18 protein-coding genes and 1 pseudogene are annotated in these 18,461 nt (G+C 50.1%); 4 read left to right on the top strand and 15 right to left on the bottom strand.

Going from position 1 to position 18,461, the window contains the following annotated elements:
- Nucleotides 1–67: 67 nt before the first annotated feature.
- Complete coding sequence (gene metR, locus WG891_RS13480; protein ID WP_156294197.1) at nt 68–1,018, top strand: HTH-type transcriptional regulator MetR; 951 nt, start codon at nt 68–70, stop codon at nt 1,016–1,018.
- 4 nt (nt 1,019–1,022) lie between these two features.
- Here metR and WG891_RS13475 read toward each other — a convergent pair whose 3' ends face one another.
- The 9 genes and pseudogenes from WG891_RS13475 to WG891_RS13435 all read right to left on the bottom strand — a co-directional run bounded on the left by WG891_RS13475 (nt 1,023) and on the right by WG891_RS13435 (nt 9,907).
- The gene (locus WG891_RS13475; protein WP_076943580.1) at nt 1,023–1,883 is read right to left on the bottom strand and encodes a carboxylate/amino acid/amine transporter; all 861 of its coding nucleotides are present in this window, start codon (nt 1,881–1,883) and stop codon (nt 1,023–1,025) included.
- A 271-nt stretch (nt 1,884–2,154) separates the two neighbouring features.
- On the bottom strand, nt 2,155–2,841 hold the full coding sequence (locus tag WG891_RS13470; RefSeq protein WP_337263171.1) for a hypothetical protein: 687 nt from the start codon (nt 2,839–2,841) through the stop codon (nt 2,155–2,157).
- A gap of 145 nt (nt 2,842–2,986) precedes the next feature.
- Nucleotides 2,987–4,009, bottom strand: a complete 1,023-nt coding sequence (locus tag WG891_RS13465; RefSeq protein ID WP_337263170.1) for a fimbrial protein — start codon at nt 4,007–4,009, stop codon at nt 2,987–2,989.
- Between the two features lie 26 nt (nt 4,010–4,035).
- The gene (locus tag WG891_RS13460; protein ID WP_337263169.1) at nt 4,036–4,782 is read right to left on the bottom strand and encodes a fimbrial biogenesis chaperone; all 747 of its coding nucleotides are present in this window, start codon (nt 4,780–4,782) and stop codon (nt 4,036–4,038) included.
- A gap of 4 nt (nt 4,783–4,786) precedes the next feature.
- Nucleotides 4,787–5,083, bottom strand: a complete 297-nt coding sequence (locus WG891_RS13455) for a FimD/PapC C-terminal domain-containing protein (RefSeq protein WP_337263198.1) — start codon at nt 5,081–5,083, stop codon at nt 4,787–4,789.
- A gap of 57 nt (nt 5,084–5,140) precedes the next feature.
- Nucleotides 5,141–7,356 (bottom strand): annotated as a pseudogene (locus tag WG891_RS13450) (fimbria/pilus outer membrane usher protein); the annotation flags it as partial.
- 25 nt (nt 7,357–7,381) lie between these two features.
- Nucleotides 7,382–8,122 (bottom strand): fimbria/pilus periplasmic chaperone, encoded by a 741-nt coding sequence (locus WG891_RS13445; RefSeq protein ID WP_337263168.1) that lies wholly within the window; start codon nt 8,120–8,122, stop codon nt 7,382–7,384.
- A 47-nt stretch (nt 8,123–8,169) separates the two neighbouring features.
- Nucleotides 8,170–8,709 carry a fimbrial protein gene (locus tag WG891_RS13440; RefSeq protein ID WP_337263167.1) on the bottom strand — a complete coding sequence of 180 codons (540 nt, stop codon included), beginning with the start codon at nt 8,707–8,709 and terminating at the stop codon, nt 8,170–8,172.
- 517 nt (nt 8,710–9,226) lie between these two features.
- The gene (locus tag WG891_RS13435; protein ID WP_337263166.1) at nt 9,227–9,907 is read right to left on the bottom strand and encodes a hypothetical protein; all 681 of its coding nucleotides are present in this window, start codon (nt 9,905–9,907) and stop codon (nt 9,227–9,229) included.
- Nucleotides 9,908–10,311: 404 nt separating this feature from the next.
- Here WG891_RS13435 and WG891_RS13430 point away from each other — a divergent pair, with 404 nt between their 5' ends.
- The 3 genes from WG891_RS13430 to WG891_RS13420 all read left to right on the top strand — a co-directional run bounded on the left by WG891_RS13430 (nt 10,312) and on the right by WG891_RS13420 (nt 11,563).
- Complete coding sequence (locus tag WG891_RS13430) at nt 10,312–10,500, top strand: hypothetical protein (RefSeq protein WP_337263165.1); 189 nt, start codon at nt 10,312–10,314, stop codon at nt 10,498–10,500.
- Between the two features lie 93 nt (nt 10,501–10,593).
- Nucleotides 10,594–11,103 (top strand): hypothetical protein, encoded by a 510-nt coding sequence (locus WG891_RS13425; protein WP_337263164.1) that lies wholly within the window; start codon nt 10,594–10,596, stop codon nt 11,101–11,103.
- Nucleotides 11,096–11,563: a hypothetical protein gene (locus WG891_RS13420; protein WP_337263163.1), complete on the top strand. Its 468-nt coding sequence runs from the start codon at nt 11,096–11,098 to the stop codon at nt 11,561–11,563. Before WG891_RS13425 ends, WG891_RS13420 begins: the two co-directional genes overlap by 8 nt.
- Before the next feature lie 339 nt (nt 11,564–11,902).
- Here the strand turns inward: WG891_RS13420 and ugpQ are convergent, their stop codons facing one another.
- From ugpQ to WG891_RS13390, 6 genes are all read right to left on the bottom strand, one after another.
- Nucleotides 11,903–12,640, bottom strand: a complete 738-nt coding sequence (gene ugpQ, locus WG891_RS13415) for a glycerophosphodiester phosphodiesterase (protein WP_337263162.1) — start codon at nt 12,638–12,640, stop codon at nt 11,903–11,905.
- Complete coding sequence (locus tag WG891_RS13410; RefSeq protein ID WP_337263161.1) at nt 12,640–13,713, bottom strand: sn-glycerol-3-phosphate import ATP-binding protein UgpC; 1,074 nt, start codon at nt 13,711–13,713, stop codon at nt 12,640–12,642. Before WG891_RS13410 ends, ugpQ begins: the two co-directional genes overlap by 1 nt.
- Entirely contained in the window at nt 13,714–14,559 is an 846-nt protein-coding gene (ugpE, locus tag WG891_RS13405; protein ID WP_337263160.1) for a sn-glycerol-3-phosphate ABC transporter permease UgpE, read from the bottom strand.
- Nucleotides 14,556–15,443, bottom strand: a complete 888-nt coding sequence (gene ugpA / locus WG891_RS13400) for a sn-glycerol-3-phosphate ABC transporter permease UgpA (protein ID WP_337263159.1) — start codon at nt 15,441–15,443, stop codon at nt 14,556–14,558. The genes ugpE and ugpA overlap by 4 nt, the downstream gene beginning before the upstream one ends.
- Before the next feature lie 114 nt (nt 15,444–15,557).
- The gene (ugpB, locus tag WG891_RS13395; RefSeq protein ID WP_337263158.1) at nt 15,558–16,871 is read right to left on the bottom strand and encodes a sn-glycerol-3-phosphate ABC transporter substrate-binding protein UgpB; all 1,314 of its coding nucleotides are present in this window, start codon (nt 16,869–16,871) and stop codon (nt 15,558–15,560) included.
- 297 nt (nt 16,872–17,168) lie between these two features.
- Nucleotides 17,169–18,356, bottom strand: coding sequence for an aminotransferase-like domain-containing protein (locus tag WG891_RS13390; RefSeq protein WP_337263157.1), 1,188 nt, complete (start codon nt 18,354–18,356; stop codon nt 17,169–17,171).
- Nucleotides 18,357–18,461: the final 105 nt, after the last annotated feature.

Raw genomic sequence — 18,461 nt, 5'->3', positions numbered from 1 at the left:
TCCATAATCCGCAGGTACTGTATCAACCACAAGCGCAATTTGTTCACTGTCACTGTGAAGGACTCTCATGATCGAACTGAAACACCTAAGGACGTTGCAGGCATTGCGCAATACCGGCTCGCTGGCCGCCGCTGCCGCGCAACTTCATCAGACACAATCTGCACTTTCGCATCAGTTCAGCGATCTGGAACAGCGTTTGGGCTTTAAGCTGTTCGTTCGTAAAAGCCAGCCACTGCGCTTTAGCGCACAGGGCGAGATCCTGCTGCAGTTGGCTGAGCGGGTGTTGCCGCAGGTCCAGCAGGCGCTGCAAGCCTGCCACGAACCGCATCAGGCCACGCTGCGTATTGCCATTGAGTGCCACAGTTGCATTCAGTGGCTCACCCCGGCGCTGGACAGCTTCCATCAGAGCTGGCCGCAGGTAGTGATGGACTTCAAATCAGGTGTTACCTTTGATCCACAGCCCGCTCTACAACAGGGTGAACTGGATGTGGTGCTGACCTCAGATATCCTGCCGCGCAGCGGGCTGCACTATTCACCGATGTTCGATTTTGAGGTGCGACTGGTGCTGGCCCCCGATCATCCGCTGGCCAACAAACCGCGCATTGAACCAGAAGATTTGTGCGATGAAACGCTGATGATTTACCCGGTACAGCGCCAGCGGCTGGATATCTGGCGGCATTTTCTGCAACCGGCAGGCGTCAGCCCAACGTTGAAAAGTGTCGATAACACGCTGCTGTTGATTCAGATGGTGTCGGCACGCATGGGGATTGCCGCGTTGCCGCACTGGGTGGTGGAAAGTTTTGAACGCCAGGGCCTGGTGGTGACCAAAACCCTGGGCGACGGCCTGTGGAGCCGGTTATATGCCGCCGTGCGTGACGGCGAACAGCGCCAGGCGGTGATTGAAGCCTTTATCCGCTCCGCTCGTCAGCACGCCTGCGAACATCTGCCGTTCGTGCGCGATGCCGCCCGCCCCGGTGCGGGCTTTATCAACGTCAAACCGCTGGCTCCCCAGCTTTAAGTCATCATTGGGTGGCCTGCGGAGCCACCCAGCGGCGATGCACCCACAGCGAAGCCACAATCACCGCGCCGCCGATGATAAAGCTGGTCCAGTGCGGCTGCTGCTGCCAGATCGCCAGATTAACCAGCAGCCCTGCGGGCACATGCATGTTGTTCATAATGCCGAGCGTGCCGGCATCCACCTGCGTTGCGCCGTAGTTCCACATAAAGTAACCCAACCCAGAAGCCACCACACCCAGCCACACCAGGATCCCCCATTGCAGGTGGGTCGTTGGCAGTTGGTTCGGGTTGCCCCACAGGTACCAGGCGATTACCGCCACCGCCAGCGCCCCCAGGTAGAACCAGGAAAATGCGGTGTGCTGCGGCAACGGGTGCACTTCCATCAGCCGCTTGTACCCCACCATGCCGATGGCAAAGCTGATATTCGCCGCCTGCACCAACAACAGCCCAAACCAGAAATGCTCGCTCAACTGATGGTAACGGATGATTGCCGCTCCCAGCACCGCCAGCAGCGCGCTGAACAGATACCCCCAGCGCAGACGGCGGCCGCTGATCAGATCATAAATCAGCGTGATATACAGCGGCGTCAGCACGGTGAACAGCAGGAATTCCTGCACCGTCAGGTACAAAAAAGCGCGGAAGCTGAGCAGGTACATAATGCCGAGCTGGCACGCCCCCACCAGCATATATAGCAGGATCACTTTCAGTGGGATATTGCGCCAGCGCAGGAACGGCAGGAACACCAATGCCGCCAACCCGACGCGCATCAGCACCGAAAACCAGCTATCGACGTGGCCTGCCAGATATTCGCCGATCAGGCTGAAAGAAAAAGCCCACAAAATGGTGGTAATAATCAGAAGCCACACGTTAAATTCACCTAAAAGATCTGAAAAGGCGATTGTAACGGAAGGCGGGAAATGGCGTGACGGAAAGGTGGTTGACATCTGATCAAATAAAGGCCTGTTGATGGGTATTTCTTCTTAGCCCCTAACCATTGCTGGCTTTATCCCGTCAACTCGACGAAAGCGACATAGTCTTACCCAGCATGAGAGAGGGTGCTAAGTGAATCGGCCTAAAGATGAGCCGACCCTTGCGGTATACACCGCTAACCAAAATTATGAGGCATATATCGCATTTTTATTCAGATAGCTTACCCACTATTTTTGATAGATATCGCGAGTATTGTCTGACATTCTTACAGCCAATTTTCGCTATCGTGTTATATCGTCTTGAGTAAAACGTTTTATATTTGCTATCAATCCTGCGTGAGCTTAAGGATAACCGGTGTTCGCCTATTTCGGAAAAATACCCTCTTAATTCATCACATGAGGACTTTTTGGGGGTATAGCTCTCTAATAGCTTACTTACTTTATCACTCAATACAACACTATTGCTATTAGCAAGAGTATAAAGCACCTGCTGCATAGATAAAATCGGCTCACTTTTAAAAACAATACCACCAGAAATAAATTTCGCCATAGAAGATATAAAAAAACGATCCTCAACGGAAGTATAAATAAGCACTTTTAAATCATGCTTTTTGTTTGCTGAAAAATGCACACTCATAGTATTAAAGAACAGCAATGGGGAGTTTTTATCCCCAGAAAATTCTATAATAGCCAGAGACGTGTGCTGTAAATAATGCGCCCCGGTAACAAACCTCATCGTTTTAGCCATACAGTCAAAACAAAGCACATTACTTTCTGGATAAATTTTTTCTACAGCATCAATAATGGCATTTCTTGAAAAGAGATTCTTTTCAAAAATAACAATATTGTCTGGATACCATGTTGACGAAAAAGAATGGTCCATTTCAATATCCACCAAGATCTCCTTTCAGCATAATTTTCAATAAATCTTATATTTAACGGTTTGATTTGATTATTAGCTCTTGGAACGGCTTACATGAACGCGATAAATATCATAGTATTTTTCGATATTCCTTAACACCCGTTACCGCTTTTAACATTTAGCGATATGTCATAGTAAAAGTAAGAGGAGCATGAACTACCCCGGCGACAACTGGAGCCGCTGAAGTACGATACATTGCCGCTTGGAATGGGATCGTCAAAGCCTGGCTCCCTGGAACAAACGAGGGGACATTGGTAACACTGTTGAAACGTACAGGCGCGCCGTTTTGATCCATCACCTTTACGCCAACACCGGCCGCAGCTTCAGGCTTGGCAGTTATTGCCATTACCGCCTGATTTGCATCAACAATATTGTTCAGTGGCGTTAAGGTGTACGAGATGGTTGATAGCCCTTTTTCTGAACACCCCGTTAGCTCAATATTGAAATTCTTCTTCTCTGTGGTACTGCCCTGTGTCGGGAAGTCTTTCTTACTGTGCCTGCCCAAATCCACCACCGGCTGAGTCGTCGATGCGCTACAACTGCTTGCAGTAATAGTAAAAGGCGCTACCCGGAGATTAAGCACGGTTAACTTATCCAGGATAAATACCGCCATTAAACTTCCGTCATAGGTACCGCTGCCGATCGGCCCGGTAGGGACAATTTCAGCTCCCCAAGAAGTGTTCCCATTCTGGCTCCACCCCCAATTCATGGCACTGCTTGTTCCGACAATACCCTGATTTCCAAAACGATAAAGAGTCCCGGAATTATCACGGAAAAAAAATCGCAACCCCACGCCCGGTATATTAGTAGGAAAAACATTCTTTAAACCACCTACGGTAGACCCCATTGCACCAGCGACATAATAAGAATAGGTGTTGTTTCCTATACAAATAGCATAAACTCCGTTTACGCTATTAGGCGTCACCCCCGAAGCAATGGTGCTGCCCAAGCTGAATTGATCGCGTGCCAAATGAATATTATCGCCAATTGCATTGGACGAATTTAATTTTATCACATAGCTTTGCAAGCCATTACCACCATAAAATGAACAACTCGCCATTGCCGGACGCAGTTGAAGAAAAACCGCGCAAGCAAATGCAGTCAAATATATTTTTTCCTTGTAACCACTGGATATAGACATAACCTGTTTTCCGAAAAATTTATAATTTAGTTCAGCAAAATCTCTCGCTGTTGATGTATCTCGCCAAAATCATCTATCCATTGATACTCAATATGGGCCTTTTCTGAAGGTGTGGAGCTTAACCCGTGCAAGATAAAATCCACGCTGCCTCTCGGCGCTATCATTTCACCTGTATAGCTGTAACGTTTACCGATATCCATCAGCACAACACGATTCAGAGACACATAGTAAGGGCTGCTATTAACCCCCCTTAACCTAAAGCCTTTATTATCAGCAACCACTTTCCATCTGACGGACTCCCCGGCGTGATTGACGTTGCCCGCAAGAGCAACAGGCCGATAAAACAACTTGATTCGCGTGCGATAATTAAACTCCAAATAATTATCAGTACCCATGCTATGTATTGGGGGAATGTCCAACACATTAAACCAGAACAGCGACTCCCTATCTTTAGGTAAAACGCTCTGCTGTGTAAACATCACCCTGAACCGATGTGTTCCCTGCCCTTCAATACGCGTTAATGGCGGCATAATTAAGAAAGGAACATCGGAGTTATCAGCCATGGCATCAGGATCGCCAGCATCAATCCAAACCTGGGCCAACTTCTCTTTTGGCTCCGGATTGGTGAGCTGTACCGTAATTTCTTTGGCATTTTCAGGATAAATTAGCCGGGTACTGCCGACCACTAAACTAGCCTGAGCTTGCATCATACCGGGTAACACCCCCCCTATCGCCAGCAGCACAAACAGGCAGATATTCACTACTCGCTTCATGTTGTTATCCTGTCCGCTGGCAGATCGCGGTGATATGAATCATATCCGTACTCTTATCATCGATATTGGCAGGCAAGTTATAATGAGCTCGGCATTGTCGACCTGCCCCTTGCCCCCATTGGATCTGAATATACCCACTCAATGCGTTTGTACGCATAAAGACCCGGCTTCCCTGGCCAACAAATGTCAAACTGTTACCTTGATAATCAAAAACCTCAGCCCCCATGGGAAGCGGATTCCCGGCATCATCCTGCAATACCAGCAGTAGCGGACGGCCTGAAACCGTGGGGTAATCCAGCATAATAATTGCCCCGTATTGTGGTGCCGTTTTTTGCTCGGTCACTTTAAGTTCAACACTGTTAGAAATATCTTTCGGATCGAGCGTGACCGTATTCTCTCGATAAGGTGTCAATCCAGCAGTAATGGCATAACCGCGGCTGCCGATGCGCACACCTTTACTGTTGAGCAATGCCGCGCCATGGGCACCCGGCGCGAAAACCACAGCCTTGGTTTCCCCCTGTGCCTGGCCGAGTGTTATTCCGCCCGGATGCATCACCACACTACCGAGTGCCCCAAGCCATACTGCGAATATCCGCTACCGTGGCTGGTGCTTGCCGTCAGCATGGCTTTATCAGCCCGGTACTGAACATTTCCGCCATAGTTATTGGTGTTATTGCGGTAATTACGGCTGGCATAGGAGCCATAACTGAACAGTTTTTCTTCGCCCAGGGAACCTGAAATACCGGTCTGCGCATTCCATCCCCCTGAAGCACTGTGTGTCAGCGAGTTCGTCAGATAAGTCGAACTTCTAGCACGCCCGAGAGGCAGCGAAATGTTCAGCATGTACTGTGTTTCATCCCCTCCATACGCAGAGCGGCTGCGCCCTGCGGACAAATTAAGGCTTCCCCAGGCAAACGCATTTGAGTAACCCAGTTGATATGTCATATCTCTGCCTTGATCGACGTTCCAATAATTCTGAACCGAGCCACTCAGATAAAAACTCCCGAACCCCTCAGGCAAACTTTGGCTGAGATTCACCTGCACGCGGCTGCGTTGACGGGCAGGTATCACCACATCACTCTCCACGCAGCCCGTAGACTGCGCATAATCGGTGAAGCTGTAATAGCCCTTGCTGGAAAAGCGATAGCTGGCAACCGTGAAGTTGGTTTGCGTCGTTTCCAGCAATTTGCTGTAGGTGAAACGATAACTTTGCCCATGAGCTTTGTGCTGGCTACCTGCAACAGGAACGGTGGCATCCGAATGCGTTACATCCACCGCGAACACGCCTAATCCGGTACTCAGCGCCAATCCTATCTGGCCCGCCTGATAATTCTGCGATAGGGTGCTACCGGCATACCCAGTCCACAAATTGGAAAACCCACGTTGATAGGTGCCGAGTAAAAATGTGGGTGTTTCAGTTAATCGATCGTCACGGTATCTACCAATCACCAGGTTGTAACGCGCAACCGCTGGGCGCAATAACTGCGGCACCGTAGCAAAAGGCACGGTAAAGCTACGCTGGCGCCCATCGGCTTCAGTCACCATGACTTCCATATCCCCGGCATAGCCGCTGCCATAAAGCTTATCGATGACGAAAGGCCCGGGCGTCACGCTGGTTTGATAAAGAATATTGTCGCCCTGCCGTACCGTGATCTGCGCATTGGTTTCCGCTGTGCCGTAAATGGTCGGTGCAAAGCCCCTTTGAGAATCCGGCAGCATACGGTCATCAGAAGCCAATTGGAGACCGCTGTAAGAAAAACTGTCGAACAAATCTGGTGCCGTATAGTATTGGCCTAACGTCAACTGAGCCTTCAGGAAGGCGATATCACGCTGCAAGTAATTACTGTTCGACGTGTATTTTCTCTTGGTTCCCATCGAACTGATGCTCTGGTTATAAAAACCATTATGGCGCAAGCGCCAATTGGCTAGATTGAGCCCAGTATTTAACCCCGCATAATATTGCGTCTGCGTGTTACCTGACGAAGATGCACGCCAAATATTGGTGTTATAGTCAACAAATGCCGCCATTACGCCAGCGTCGGCTTTATCAGGCGCGACGTAGTTATGGTCAAATTTGCGTAAATATGCCTGGGGAATATTTACTTCCAGTTTCAAACCTGACGGTTCAAAATTAACTTTGCTATGAGGCACCCAATGCAGTATATCAATACACGAGGTATTCTCATGCTTCTCAAGTGGCTTATCGACACCCAAACTATCGATATTCTCTGGATTAAAGCAAAAAACCGGTTCGTTATTACCGTCCAGTTCAATGGTAATTTCTTGTATACCCATAGACTTTTGGTTTATATAAATATCCAACCGATATTTCCCGGGAACCAATGGGTTACCATGCTCAAAACGAGACAAATCCACGGGTGTACCATTTTTATTAATGATAAAATCCGTATTGAAGCGAGTTGGAATTCCAGCATCTGCAATCGCGGGCACTAATGCGCTATCAATGATTATTATTGATAAGCAGATCGCAGCCCAAGATATAATAGGAAAAACTGGCGCAATGGCAAAAATGCTACGCTCGCCCACAAGGGAATCCCTTATTTCATCGCACATGTGAAATATCCTTTTCAATTACACTTCAGCGAACAGAAGACGTCTTTTCAGCCCCCACTCCATAGTCAGTCATGGGCAGATAAATAAGCTGAAGCTTGCCAGAGTGATTGCGCATTCCTTTAATATTGAAAGTTTCATTTGAGAAAGGGTCGATCATCCCCGACCCAAGACTATAGCTTTGTTTCCCCATTTTCAGCGCAAGTTTGCGATAGGTCACATAATAAGGCGTCGGGTTTTTTCCACGCAGAGCATAGCCCCCCTCTGCCAAAGGGATCACCTGCCAATCAACCTGGTTTGGTGCATCAGCAGCTTCTCCCACCAACTGTGCCGGGCGAAAAAACAGTTTCAAGTGGGAGCGAACAGCAATCTGCAATACGCTTTTATCCTGAGCTTCAGTGGCTGGAGGGATCTCCAATGTGTTTAGCCAAAAAAGTGTTTCACGATCCTTGGGCAGCTTTTCCCCTGTAAATGTGATACGCACGCTCTGCCCGTTTTTGGGGTCAATCCGGACGATCGGTGGTGAAACCAAAAAAGGGGCGTCACTATCCTGAGGCTGTACTGTAGTGTCCCCACGGTCAACCCATAACTGCATCAGCGATGGTGTTCCGCCTTTATTAACCATTTTTATCGTTATTTCATTGGCTTTTTCAGGGTAAACAAAGCGGATACCATCAACCGCGACAGCCGCATTTACAGCATTAGGGATTGATAAAAAAGAAAATGCACTAAGCAGTACTGCGCTGCCAATAAAAAATGGAACCTTCATAATAAACCTTCAAGATAAACCCCGAGAAAAATCTCGGGGTTTCTGGATCACAGATATTTCATGCTGTATTGAATGCTGGTTTTCAACACGCCAGCAGTCGGTTTGTTACTTTTGCTAAAATAGTTGGCGTAGAAGTCAATGGTAACTTTATCATCAGCAATATTACCGAGATTACTTGCAGATTCGCCGTAGTTGGCCAAATTAATAGGCGTAGTGCCGTCGGCCTTATAAATGCGGATCTGCGCATCAGTTCCACTCGATAGACTGTTATTCAGGTTACCGTTCGTGCTATCAACATTACCTCCGGTGGCAAATAAAACCGAAGCACTAACAGCACCGGCATCACAGCCATTGGCACTCAGGCTAAATTTAACAGCCGGAATATTGGCTGCGGCATTAGCAGCTGTGAAGTTGGCAGCAGTGACAGAAGGCAGAAGAACAGTCATATTTTGGCTGTCGGTTTCCAAAGTACAGGTTGTATCGTTAACCACACCTTCAAAAGTAATTGTGCCATCAACGGCTGCTACGTTAGCCGCAAATCCCAGACTCATTGCGGCCAAAACGCTAAGATAGAGATTCTTTTCCATAAGTAAAACTCCAGAAATTAATAGTTAGTTAATAAAGACAATGGTGTTACCACGATAAAGCAAATTCACTTATTACGTGAATATACCTATCGTACTCCAGGTAGCATGTTTGCTGCTGTGCCGTAACTGACGATTACATGGCTATCTATATACCTGGAAAGTGACGAGTTTGCAGCTTTCATGCAATTCGAATTATTTAGAGTTCGTCTGCTATATTAATAGCTTACAGCAGAGTAAGACTAATATAAAAAATAGCAGCCCCTAAAACATCCTGTTTACCACGTATCGCAGATCATTATTGATATGCGGTCACTTTAAACTCAACGCATAATATACTCACAAAAAAACAGTAATCATAGACAGAAAACAAAGAATATTCTTATTTCAAAGACATAAAACAAAAGAAAACTCCTAATTAATGGTCATTGTTTAAAGAAATATCTTAAGAATAGATAAAATCCTCATCATACGTCAGGTTAATAGGGGGAACTCAAAGCACAAGAAAGATAAAAAACCCTTATCTATATAGCATATCGTTTATTTTTGATAGATAAACGTAATACTGCCTCATACTCTTGAACCCTAATTTCTCCACTGTGTTATAGCGTCTGGAATAAAAAGTCTTATATTTACTCTCTGTGATCCTTGAGCTAACCGACAGTTGATTCTCCGCAAGCTCAGCAAAATACCCTTGAATTGCTTTTGGGGAGATCGATGGCATTCGATAGTCTCCAACAAGTTGGTGCACTGAATCACTGAATAGCACCTCATTAGTTTCACTTAGCGAGCAAAACAGTTTTTTTATTGATCGCACCGGTTCTTTCTTCAATATTACCCCCCCAGAGATAAAGCTGGAGACTGAACTAATGAAAAAACAGTCTTCAACAGAAGTGTAGATCACGACTTTCAAGTTAGGCTTACGAGCAAAGTATTTTCTCATGGTGTTATAAAAAGCCAGTGGCGTTTGCTTATCACCAGAAAAGTCAACAACCAGCAGCAAAGAGGACTGAGGTTTACACTCTTGCGAAATTAACCTGATGGCATCACTAAACTCATTCCCCACACTGACTCTACTTTCAGGATAAATCTCATGCAATATCTCCAATATGGCACTCCTTGATAAAAAGTTATTATCTGAAATAACTATATTTTCAGGAATCCATGTTGGTTGAACAGAAGAATTGATATTAAAACTCACACAACTCCCCTATTATTTATAAAATTCATTTTTGCCTTACCTGTTAAAAAACTTAATGCAAAATACTCGTCATATTTCAAGTTGCCTGCGCATAGGCTGTACTCACTCCCAGTTTCACAGAGAGCTTGTTAACAACATCCATGCTGTTGATTAGCGGGTTGGCGAAATCAATGCTACGGGGAAGTACCGAAAACCTATAGTAAATCTTGCTCTGAATAAGTCCAATTCAAACCAACGCCGCGATAAAAATAAATTTACATTAAAATCACATAGATATGATTTATTGATTTTTCTGATTAAGAAAATTTTGCTACTCGAAATTTTTCTTAACTCTGAAAATTAAGATATAATTAGTTTAGCTATGCAGCACTTGGTAAAAAAATGTGCAACGATCGGGAGCAGCAATGGGTAAAGCCTACCTTATTGATAATTGTGTTATTTATAATCCTGAGCTGCACTCTCTGCGGCGCTGCTATCCATCGACACCGCAAGATATTATTCAGCTAAACGTTCCCGCCAGCCGTTGCTTGGAGCTTCTGCTGACCAATCGCTATAATGTTATGAACCAAAAAGCTTTTTTTAAGTTTGTCTGAGAAGATAATGGTGTACATGTCAGTGCGAATACGCTCTATCAGAACATTTCATTGTTGCGTAAGGCCTTCAAAAATCTGGGTCTGGATGACGTCGTGAAAACGATATCAAAACAGGGGCTCGTTATCAGTGAGACAGTATCTGTTGAGGAGATAGAGGAAGATCGTATCGACCTTCCCCTTGCGCCCCCTCCGTTGCAGGTTCCGACACGCCCATTTGATAGACATCCGCTAGCATTGAAAAGCTTGCTGTTGGGTTCAAAACTCCTTTTGACAGTTCTTGTCGCTCTGATCATCGGTTTTATCATCATTTCAATTACGGATCGCTATCAACATAAGGCGCATCAAGGGTATTTTGATCACTACGTAAAATTTTCCGAAATTAATAATTGCATGCTGTTCAGAGCAAGCACGGATAAGACTGATGATAAATATTTATCTTTTATCAAACAAAACCCCATAGAATGTGAAGAGAAAAGCTGGATCTACCTGACAATACCTAAAGGCCGCCCCCAGATCTCAATCATTACCTGTAATAAAAGCATCCTGGAATCTGGCGTAAAATGCCGCTCCTACGATAGGCTTAGGGAACTAAATTATGACTAGGCCCCAGATAGCAAAGTGGTTACTCGTGCTGTTTTTATTAACGGCCGTCAGTGTCATCTCTTTAGGATACTATCGCACCTATCCTATGGAGCATTTTTCTTGCGAGAGTAACTTCGAAGCAACATTGGATAACAAGGCTGTTCGTGGAATATTATCATTTAAATTCAATGAGGGCCGTGGCAGCATGGAAGGATCATTCTCATTGATTGAAAATGGGGAAAGAATAGCTAGGATTAACCGCGTGTTGAACTTCACTTATACTAGGTCCGGCAATAGTTATATTCTGATATCTCAAGATGCTTATGATTCTAAGTATGCAGGTTTTATGAGCGTGTTATTACCTGACTTTTATTTGTTTGAACATAGCGGTTTGCAACTCGAGATTTACTCGCAAAACACCTCTGGCTTTGTTTTTGTCAAAGCCAATACCCCGATGTTCTATTGCGATAAAACCCTCTGATAGACACATCATCAATTCAGCATAAAAAGCAGTGATAACCTATCACTGCTCAGACTGCTGACAAAGCCTGTTATTAGGGAGAGCGTGCCGTAGGGGTCGTAGCGGTGTAAGCCGCCGACAAATTTGCCGGGAGCAAATTTGAACGACGTTAAGTCGGCCCGCAGGGTGGGACACAAGGATGTGTCCCATCATAGCCCCTCGGTGCGCTAGGCCCGAGTATCTCGGGTTCAAAAGCTACTTTTTCATCAACCTCAAGCAGTGATAACCTACCACGGCTCCTTTCTAAACTCGGTGCCGAAACTGACACCAATCATGCGCTAATAGTAAAAAACCTGATGCTCAAAAACCTGGGCCGATTAAATCTATCCGGTCGGTACAAATGCAGTCCACGCCCCAATTCAACAATAAGCGCGCACGCTCAGGGCTGTTGACGGTGTACACCAAAATGCGCAGCCCGGCGTCTTTCAGCTGCTTTACCCGCTCGGCGGTCAGGACGTTGTGGTTGAGATGTATCGAAACGCATTCCAGCCTGCGGGTCAGTTCACGCCAATTGTCATCCCACTCATCCAGCAGCAGGCCGCGGGGCAGTTCCGGCACCGCATGCTGCGCCGCCGCCAGCGCTTCAACGGAAAACGAAGACAGCAGCGGGTCGGTTTGCCCTTGCCACAACAGACGCGCCGTCAGTGCGACCTCACGGCCGGTTTCATCTTCCACCCCAGAGGTGGGTTTGATCTCGATATTGGCCATCAGCCCATGTCGCTTACAGCGCTCCGCCACCTCAGCCAGCAGCGGCAGGCGCTCGCCTTTAAACGCCGCGCTGTACCAGTTACCGGCGTCTAACTGCTCCAGCTTCTCCCACGGCAGATTGCCCGCCACACCCCAGCCGTTGCTGGTGCGATCGAGCGTGTCGTCATGCAGCAGGAAGATCTGCCCGTCCTGCGCCAACTTGGCGTCAAACTCGATCATCTTGTGACCGTAGCGCGCGCCAACATCGATCGCCGCAAGGGTATTTTCCGGTGCCAAAGAACCACCGCCGCGATGAGCAACGATATGAGGGTAAGGCCAAGCCGTGGTCATCATTCCATCCTTAATCCGCTATGAGTGTCAAAAAAGTGCAGTGCCTGCGCAGGCAACTGTAAATATAACCTGCTACCCGCTGGCGGCAAGGTTTCGTGGCTCAAGCGTGCGATCACGCTCGTGCCGCCCCATTGGCCATGCGCCAGATTATCTGCGCCGAGCAGCTCCAGCGTTTGCAGTTCCAGTGGAATACCGCCCTGCTCACGCGTGGTCAGTTGCAGATGTTCAGGGCGAATGCCCAGCGTTAACTCTCGCCCACCCCAGTGCGGCTGCGCCTCAGGCAAGCGCAATACCATTCCGCTGGCCAGTTGCAGTTGGCTGCCATCGGCATGCAATACGCCGGGCAGCAGGTTCATTGCCGGGGAACCGATAAAGCTGGCGACAAACAGCGAAGCCGGGCGCTGATAAACCTGGCTCGGCGTGCCGATCTGCTCCGCTACGCCTTTGTTCATCACGATCACCCGCTGCGCCAGCGTCATCGCCTCCACCTGATCGTGCGTCACGTACAGGCTGGTGGTTTTCAGGCGGCGGTGCAGTTGCTGCAGTTCCAGGCGCATCTGCACACGCAGTTTGGCATCCAGGTTAGACAGCGGCTCATCAAACAGGAATACCGCCGGTTCGCGCACAATCGCCCGACCCATCGCCACCCGCTGGCGCTGCCCGCCGGAAAGCTCACGCGGTTTGCGCTGCAGCAACGGCTCCAGTTCCAGAATGCGCGCCGCTTCCTCCACGCGCTGGCGAATCTGCTGTTTGCCAAATCCACGGATTTTCAGGCCGTAGGCCATGTTGTCGTACACGCTCATATGCGGGTACAGCGCATAGTTCTGGAACACCATCGCGATACCGCGATCTTTCGGCTCCAGCTCGGTGACCCGCTGGGTGTCGATATAAATATCGCCGCTGGTGGTGCGTTCCAGGCCAGCCACCATACGCAGCAGCGTCGATTTGCCGCAGCCGGAAGGGCCAACCAGCACGATAAACTCACCGTCCGCTACGTCGAGATCGAAAGGCTTAATCACCGGTGTTTTGTCGTCGTAAGACTTGGTGACCGCCTGTAGTTTTAAACCTGCCATTTATTTCTCACTGTCTACAAGACCGCGCACAAACCAGCGCTGCATCAGAAGAACCACCGCCAAGGGTGGAATTAAGGTCAATATCATTGCCGCCATCACCTGGTTCCACTGGGTTGGCGCACCGGAAGTGGAAATCATGCTTCTGATCCCCGCCACGGCGGTGCCCATTGAGGCGTCACTGGTGATCAGCAGCGGCCACAGGTACTGGTTCCAGCCGTAGATAAAGGTGATGACAAACAGCGCCGCCAGATTGGTTTTCGACAGCGGCAGCACGATGTCCCAGAAGAAACGCATGGGCCCGGCGCCGTCGATGCGTGCCGCTTCCAGCAGCTCATCCGGCAAGGTCATAAAGAACTGGCGCAGCAGGAAGGTGGCGGTCGCCGAAGCCATCAGCGGCAGCGTGAGGCCGGTGTAGCTGTCCAGCAGATTGAGGTTGGAGATCACCTCCACCGTCGGAAAAATACGCACTTCCACCGGCAGCATCAGCGTCATGAAAATCAGCCAGAAAAACAGGCTGCGCAGCGGGAAACGGAAATAGACAATGGCATAGGCAGAAAGCACCGAAACCACCATTTTACCGGCGGTGATCGCCAGCGCCACGATCGCGCTGTTGAGCAACAACTGTGAAAACGGCACCTTGAGGGAACCCACGCCGCTCTGCCAGATATGGCTCAGGTTGCTCCACAGATGCTCCCCTGGGATAAGCTGCATTGGCACCTCAAACACCTGCCGATCGTCCAGCGTGGCGGTAACGAACGCTACATACAGCGGGAACAACACCACCAGCACACCGATAATCAGCATCGTATGGCTGAAAATGTCCAGCCCGCGTCGATTCTCGATCATTGATAACGCACCTTACGTTCGACAAAACGGAACTGGATGATCGTCAGGCCAATCACCAGCAGCATCAGGATCACCGATTGCGCCGCAGAGCTGGACAGATCCAGGCCAGCAAAGCCTTCACGGTAAACCTTGTAGATCAGCGTGGTGGTGGATTGCCCCGGGCCGCCGCCGGTGGCGGCGTCGATCACCGGGAAGGTATTGAAAAAGGCGTACACCAGGTTCACCACCAGCAGGAAGAAGCTGACTGGGGCGATCAGCGGCAGCACCAGATTGAAGAAGCGTCGCACCGGGCCTGCGCCATCGATCGCCGCCGCTTCCACCAGCGAACGTGGGATCGACTGCAATGCCGCCAGGAAAAACAGGAAGTTGTAGCTGATCTGCTGCCATACCGACGCCAGCACCACCAGGAACATCGCCTGGCCGCTGTTTTGCGCATGATTCCATTCGTAGCCGAACCCGGCGAGAAAGCGGGTGATCAACCCCATGCCGGGGCTGAACAGGAAGATCCACAGCACCGCCGCCACGGCGGGCGCTACCGCATAGGGCAGGATCATCAGCGTTTGGTAGACGCGGCTGGCACGCAGCACATAATCCACCAGCGCCGCAAACAGCAACGACACCAGCAGGCCGACCCCGGCCACCAAGGAGCTGAACACCAGCGTGGTATAGAACGACTCCAGATAATAGGGATCCCGGAACAGTTGGCGAAAATTATCCAGACCGACAAACTGGCTGGAGAGGCCAAAGGGATCGACACTCTGTACCGAATACCACAGAGCCTGACCGGCGGGCCACAGGAAGAAAATAACGGTGATCAGCAGTTGAGGCAGCACCAGAGCATAGGGCAGCCAGCTACGGCCGAAACCGGGACGATGTGATGACATTGAGGTTAACCGTTTATGTGGAGGAGAGACTGCATCAGCCACTCACCCCGGCCCTCTCCCACTGGGAGAGGGAGTGAATCGATGCCGCTTGGCGGAACACGGCCAAACTGACGCTTACTGAGTTGAGGACTCGAAGCGGCGCAACAGTGCATCCCCACGTTCAACGGCGGCATCCATCGCCTGCTGCGGGGTTTTCTTGCCCGCCCAGACGCTTTCGAACTCTTCATCCACCAGGGTACGGATCTGCGGCATATTGCCCAGGCGCAGGCCTTTGGTGAAAGGTAACGGCGGCTTGTTCAGCATCTGGCGGGTTGGGATATCGGCCCCTGGGAACTTGTCGTAAAAGCCCTGCTGTTTGGTCAGCTCAAAAGCGGCGGTAGTGATCGGCAAATAACCGGTTTTCTGGTGCCATTCGGCGGCAATCTCCGGCTGCGCCAGAAACTGTAGGAACTGCGCCACGCCTTTGTAGGTGGCGGCATCTTTACCGTTCATCACCCATAGGCTGGCCCCGCCGATAATGGCGTTCTGTGGGGCATCTTTCGCCTCGGCGTCGTAAGGCATCATGCCGACGCCGAAGTCGAATTTGGCATATTTCCGGACGGTGGCCATCGCGCCGGAAGAGGCGGTGATAATGGCGCAGTCGCCGCTGTAAAACTTCTCGGTGGGTTCGTCTTTACGCCCGTAGTAGGTAAAGTCGCCTTTCTTACTCATGTCCTGCAGCAATTGGACATGCTTGACCTGCAGCGGCTGGTTAAACTCCAGCTTAGCGTTAGTGCCGCCAAAGCCGTTGTTTTCGCTGGCAAACGGCACTGCGTGCCAGGCGCTGAAGTTCTCCAGTTGGATCCACCCCAGCCAGCCGCTGGTGTAGCCGCACTTCATACCGGCCTGGCGCAGCTTGGCGCTATCGGCCGCCAGTTCCTGCCAGGTTTTTGGCGGTTGATCCGGGTTCAGGCCGGCTTTTTTGAAGGCGTCTTTGTTGTAATACAGCACCGGGGTGGAGCTGTTGAACGGTTGGGAAATCAGGTGCCCGCTGTTATTGTCGCTGTAGTAACCGGCCACGGTCGGGACAAAAACCGACTCATCAAACGGCACGCCGCTTTCCTGAAAGATCTGGTACACCGGCTTCACGGCCTTGCTGGCCATCATGGTGGCGGTGCCGACTTCGTAAACCTGCAGGATCGCCGGTGCTTTGCCAGAACGGTAAGCGGCAATGCCCGCCGCCAGGCTCTGTTCGTAGTTGCCTTTAAAAACCGGAACAATTCGTACGTCGCTGTGGGCCTGGTTGAAGCGGCTCACCAAAGAATCCACCTCTTTACCCAACTCACCTTCCATTGAATGCCAAAACGGGATGTCGATTGCAGCCTGAGCGCCGCTCGCCAGAGTTAACGCCACGCACAGCGTCGTTATTTTAATTGTTTGGGTCAGCATGCCTAACTCCTGAGAAAAACGGGTATAAAACGAGGTTGATGACAAAGTAGGTTTTGAACCCGAGATACTCGGGCCTAGCGCACCGAGGGGCGCTCCGGCGGCTTACGCCGCTACGACCCCTTCGGCTCGCTCTCCCTAATAACGGGCTTTGTCAGCAGTCTGAAACGTCTCATTTAGTTCGGGAGCTAACATGCCATGCAGGAATGACAGAAAAATAACGATTGGATTACAGCAGCGTGACGGAAAGGTGAAGCGCAGATGGCGGCGGCATGGAGGCTCCACGCCGCCGTAAAGGGATTATAAGGCGCGGCGCAGGCGGGCGACCGCTTCCTGCATTTGCTGTTCGGTCGCGGTAGCAAACGACAGGCGGAACGTGGAGTGATCTGGCTTATCAGAGAAGAAATACTCCCCTGGCACAAATACCACACCTTCATTCAGGGTGGCTTTCAACCATTCGGTGGCGTTGAACGGCTGGCGGAAGCGCGCCCACAGGAACATGCCGCCTTTTGGCATATCAAAGCTGATCACATCACCCAGCTCTTTTTCAACCAAGCCGGCCAGAATGCCGCATTTCTGCTTATAGGCAGCGCGGATCTTCTCGATCTGTGCCGGTAAACGATTCAGGCCCAGATAGCATTCGGCGATGCTCTGCGACAGCGAGCTGGCATGCAGATCGGCCGCCTGCTTGATGATGGCGATCTTGTGCAGCAAGAACGGCGGCAGGATCGCCCAGCCCAGGCGCAGGCCTGGAGCCAGGATCTTGGAGAACGTTGAGGTGTAAATAACGTTATCGGTATGGCCCAAAATCTGCTGGGAAACCTGATACAACGTGGCATTGCGCTCTTCGGTGAAACGCAGTTCGCCGTACGGATCGTCTTCCATAATCAGGAAGTTATGCTCGGCAGCCAGCTTCACCAGTTGTTCACGACGTGCGGCGCTCAGCGTCAGGCCGGTCGGGTTACCGAAGTTCGGTACCACGTATACCCCTTTGATTTTCTGGGTTTTCAGCAGTTCCGCCAGCTCATCAACCACCATGCCGTCGCTGTCGGAAGAGACCGACATGACGTTGGCTTCCGCCAGTTCCAGCGTCTGCAGCGCCGCCAGGTAGGTCGGGCGCTCCACCACAAACACATCACCGGGGTTAACCACCGCACGCATCACCAGATCCAGCGCCTGCTGAGAACCGGCGGTAACCAGCACGTCTTCCGGTTTGGCGATGACGCCACGTTCGCTACACAGGGCACAGATGCGTTCACGCAGCAGGTAGCTGCCTTCGGTCAGCCCATACTGAAAAGCGCTTTTTGCCTGCTCGGTAATCGCCTGCTGTGTGGCAATGCTCAATCCTTCGAAATCGAACAGCGCATCAGAGGGAATGCCACCCGCCAGCGAAATGACATTTTCCATTTTACTGTGCTTGAGCAATTCACGGATTGCCGAGCTCTTTACCTTCAGCATGCGCTGCGCGAGTAATCCTTCTGTCTTCATTGGTTATTCTCGTAATCGTTAAAAATATGAGCGCAATCTGTTGTTTGATAACGCTTAAATCAAGGCTGCCCTTTCCCTCTCCTGCGGGGAAAGGGTTAGCATGAG

The sequence above is a fragment of the Serratia sp. MMO-28 genome (genome assembly GCF_037199905.1).
GTDB classification, from domain to species: domain Bacteria; phylum Pseudomonadota; class Gammaproteobacteria; order Enterobacterales; family Enterobacteriaceae; genus Chania; species Chania oryzae.
The sequence above is the reverse complement of the archived record's forward strand: the minus strand, read 5'-3'. Positions and strand labels throughout refer to the sequence as shown.

Bases quoted from the DNA above. Each gene is read 5' to 3' on its own strand.
- metR (WP_156294197.1), top strand. From the start codon at position 68: ATGATCGAACTGAAACACCTAAGGACGTTGCAGGCATTGCGCAATACC.
- WG891_RS13465 (WP_337263170.1), bottom strand. From the start codon at position 4,009: ATGTCTATATCCAGTGGTTACAAGGAAAAAATATATTTGACTGCATTT.
- WG891_RS13460 (WP_337263169.1), bottom strand. From the start codon at position 4,782: ATGAAGCGAGTAGTGAATATCTGCCTGTTTGTGCTGCTGGCGATAGGG.
- WG891_RS13455 (WP_337263198.1), bottom strand. From the start codon at position 5,083: ATGCTGGATTACCCCACGGTTTCAGGCCGTCCGCTACTGCTGGTATTG.
- WG891_RS13445 (WP_337263168.1), bottom strand. From the start codon at position 8,122: ATGAAGGTTCCATTTTTTATTGGCAGCGCAGTACTGCTTAGTGCATTT.
- WG891_RS13440 (WP_337263167.1), bottom strand. From the start codon at position 8,709: ATGGAAAAGAATCTCTATCTTAGCGTTTTGGCCGCAATGAGTCTGGGA.
- WG891_RS13430 (WP_337263165.1), top strand. From the start codon at position 10,312: ATGGGTAAAGCCTACCTTATTGATAATTGTGTTATTTATAATCCTGAG.
- WG891_RS13420 (WP_337263163.1), top strand. From the start codon at position 11,096: ATGACTAGGCCCCAGATAGCAAAGTGGTTACTCGTGCTGTTTTTATTA.
- ugpQ (WP_337263162.1), bottom strand. From the start codon at position 12,640: ATGACCACGGCTTGGCCTTACCCTCATATCGTTGCTCATCGCGGCGGT.
- WG891_RS13410 (WP_337263161.1), bottom strand. From the start codon at position 13,713: ATGGCAGGTTTAAAACTACAGGCGGTCACCAAGTCTTACGACGACAAA.
- ugpE (WP_337263160.1), bottom strand. From the start codon at position 14,559: ATGATCGAGAATCGACGCGGGCTGGACATTTTCAGCCATACGATGCTG.
- ugpA (WP_337263159.1), bottom strand. From the start codon at position 15,443: ATGTCATCACATCGTCCCGGTTTCGGCCGTAGCTGGCTGCCCTATGCT.
- ugpB (WP_337263158.1), bottom strand. From the start codon at position 16,871: ATGCTGACCCAAACAATTAAAATAACGACGCTGTGCGTGGCGTTAACT.
- WG891_RS13390 (WP_337263157.1), bottom strand. From the start codon at position 18,356: ATGAAGACAGAAGGATTACTCGCGCAGCGCATGCTGAAGGTAAAGAGC.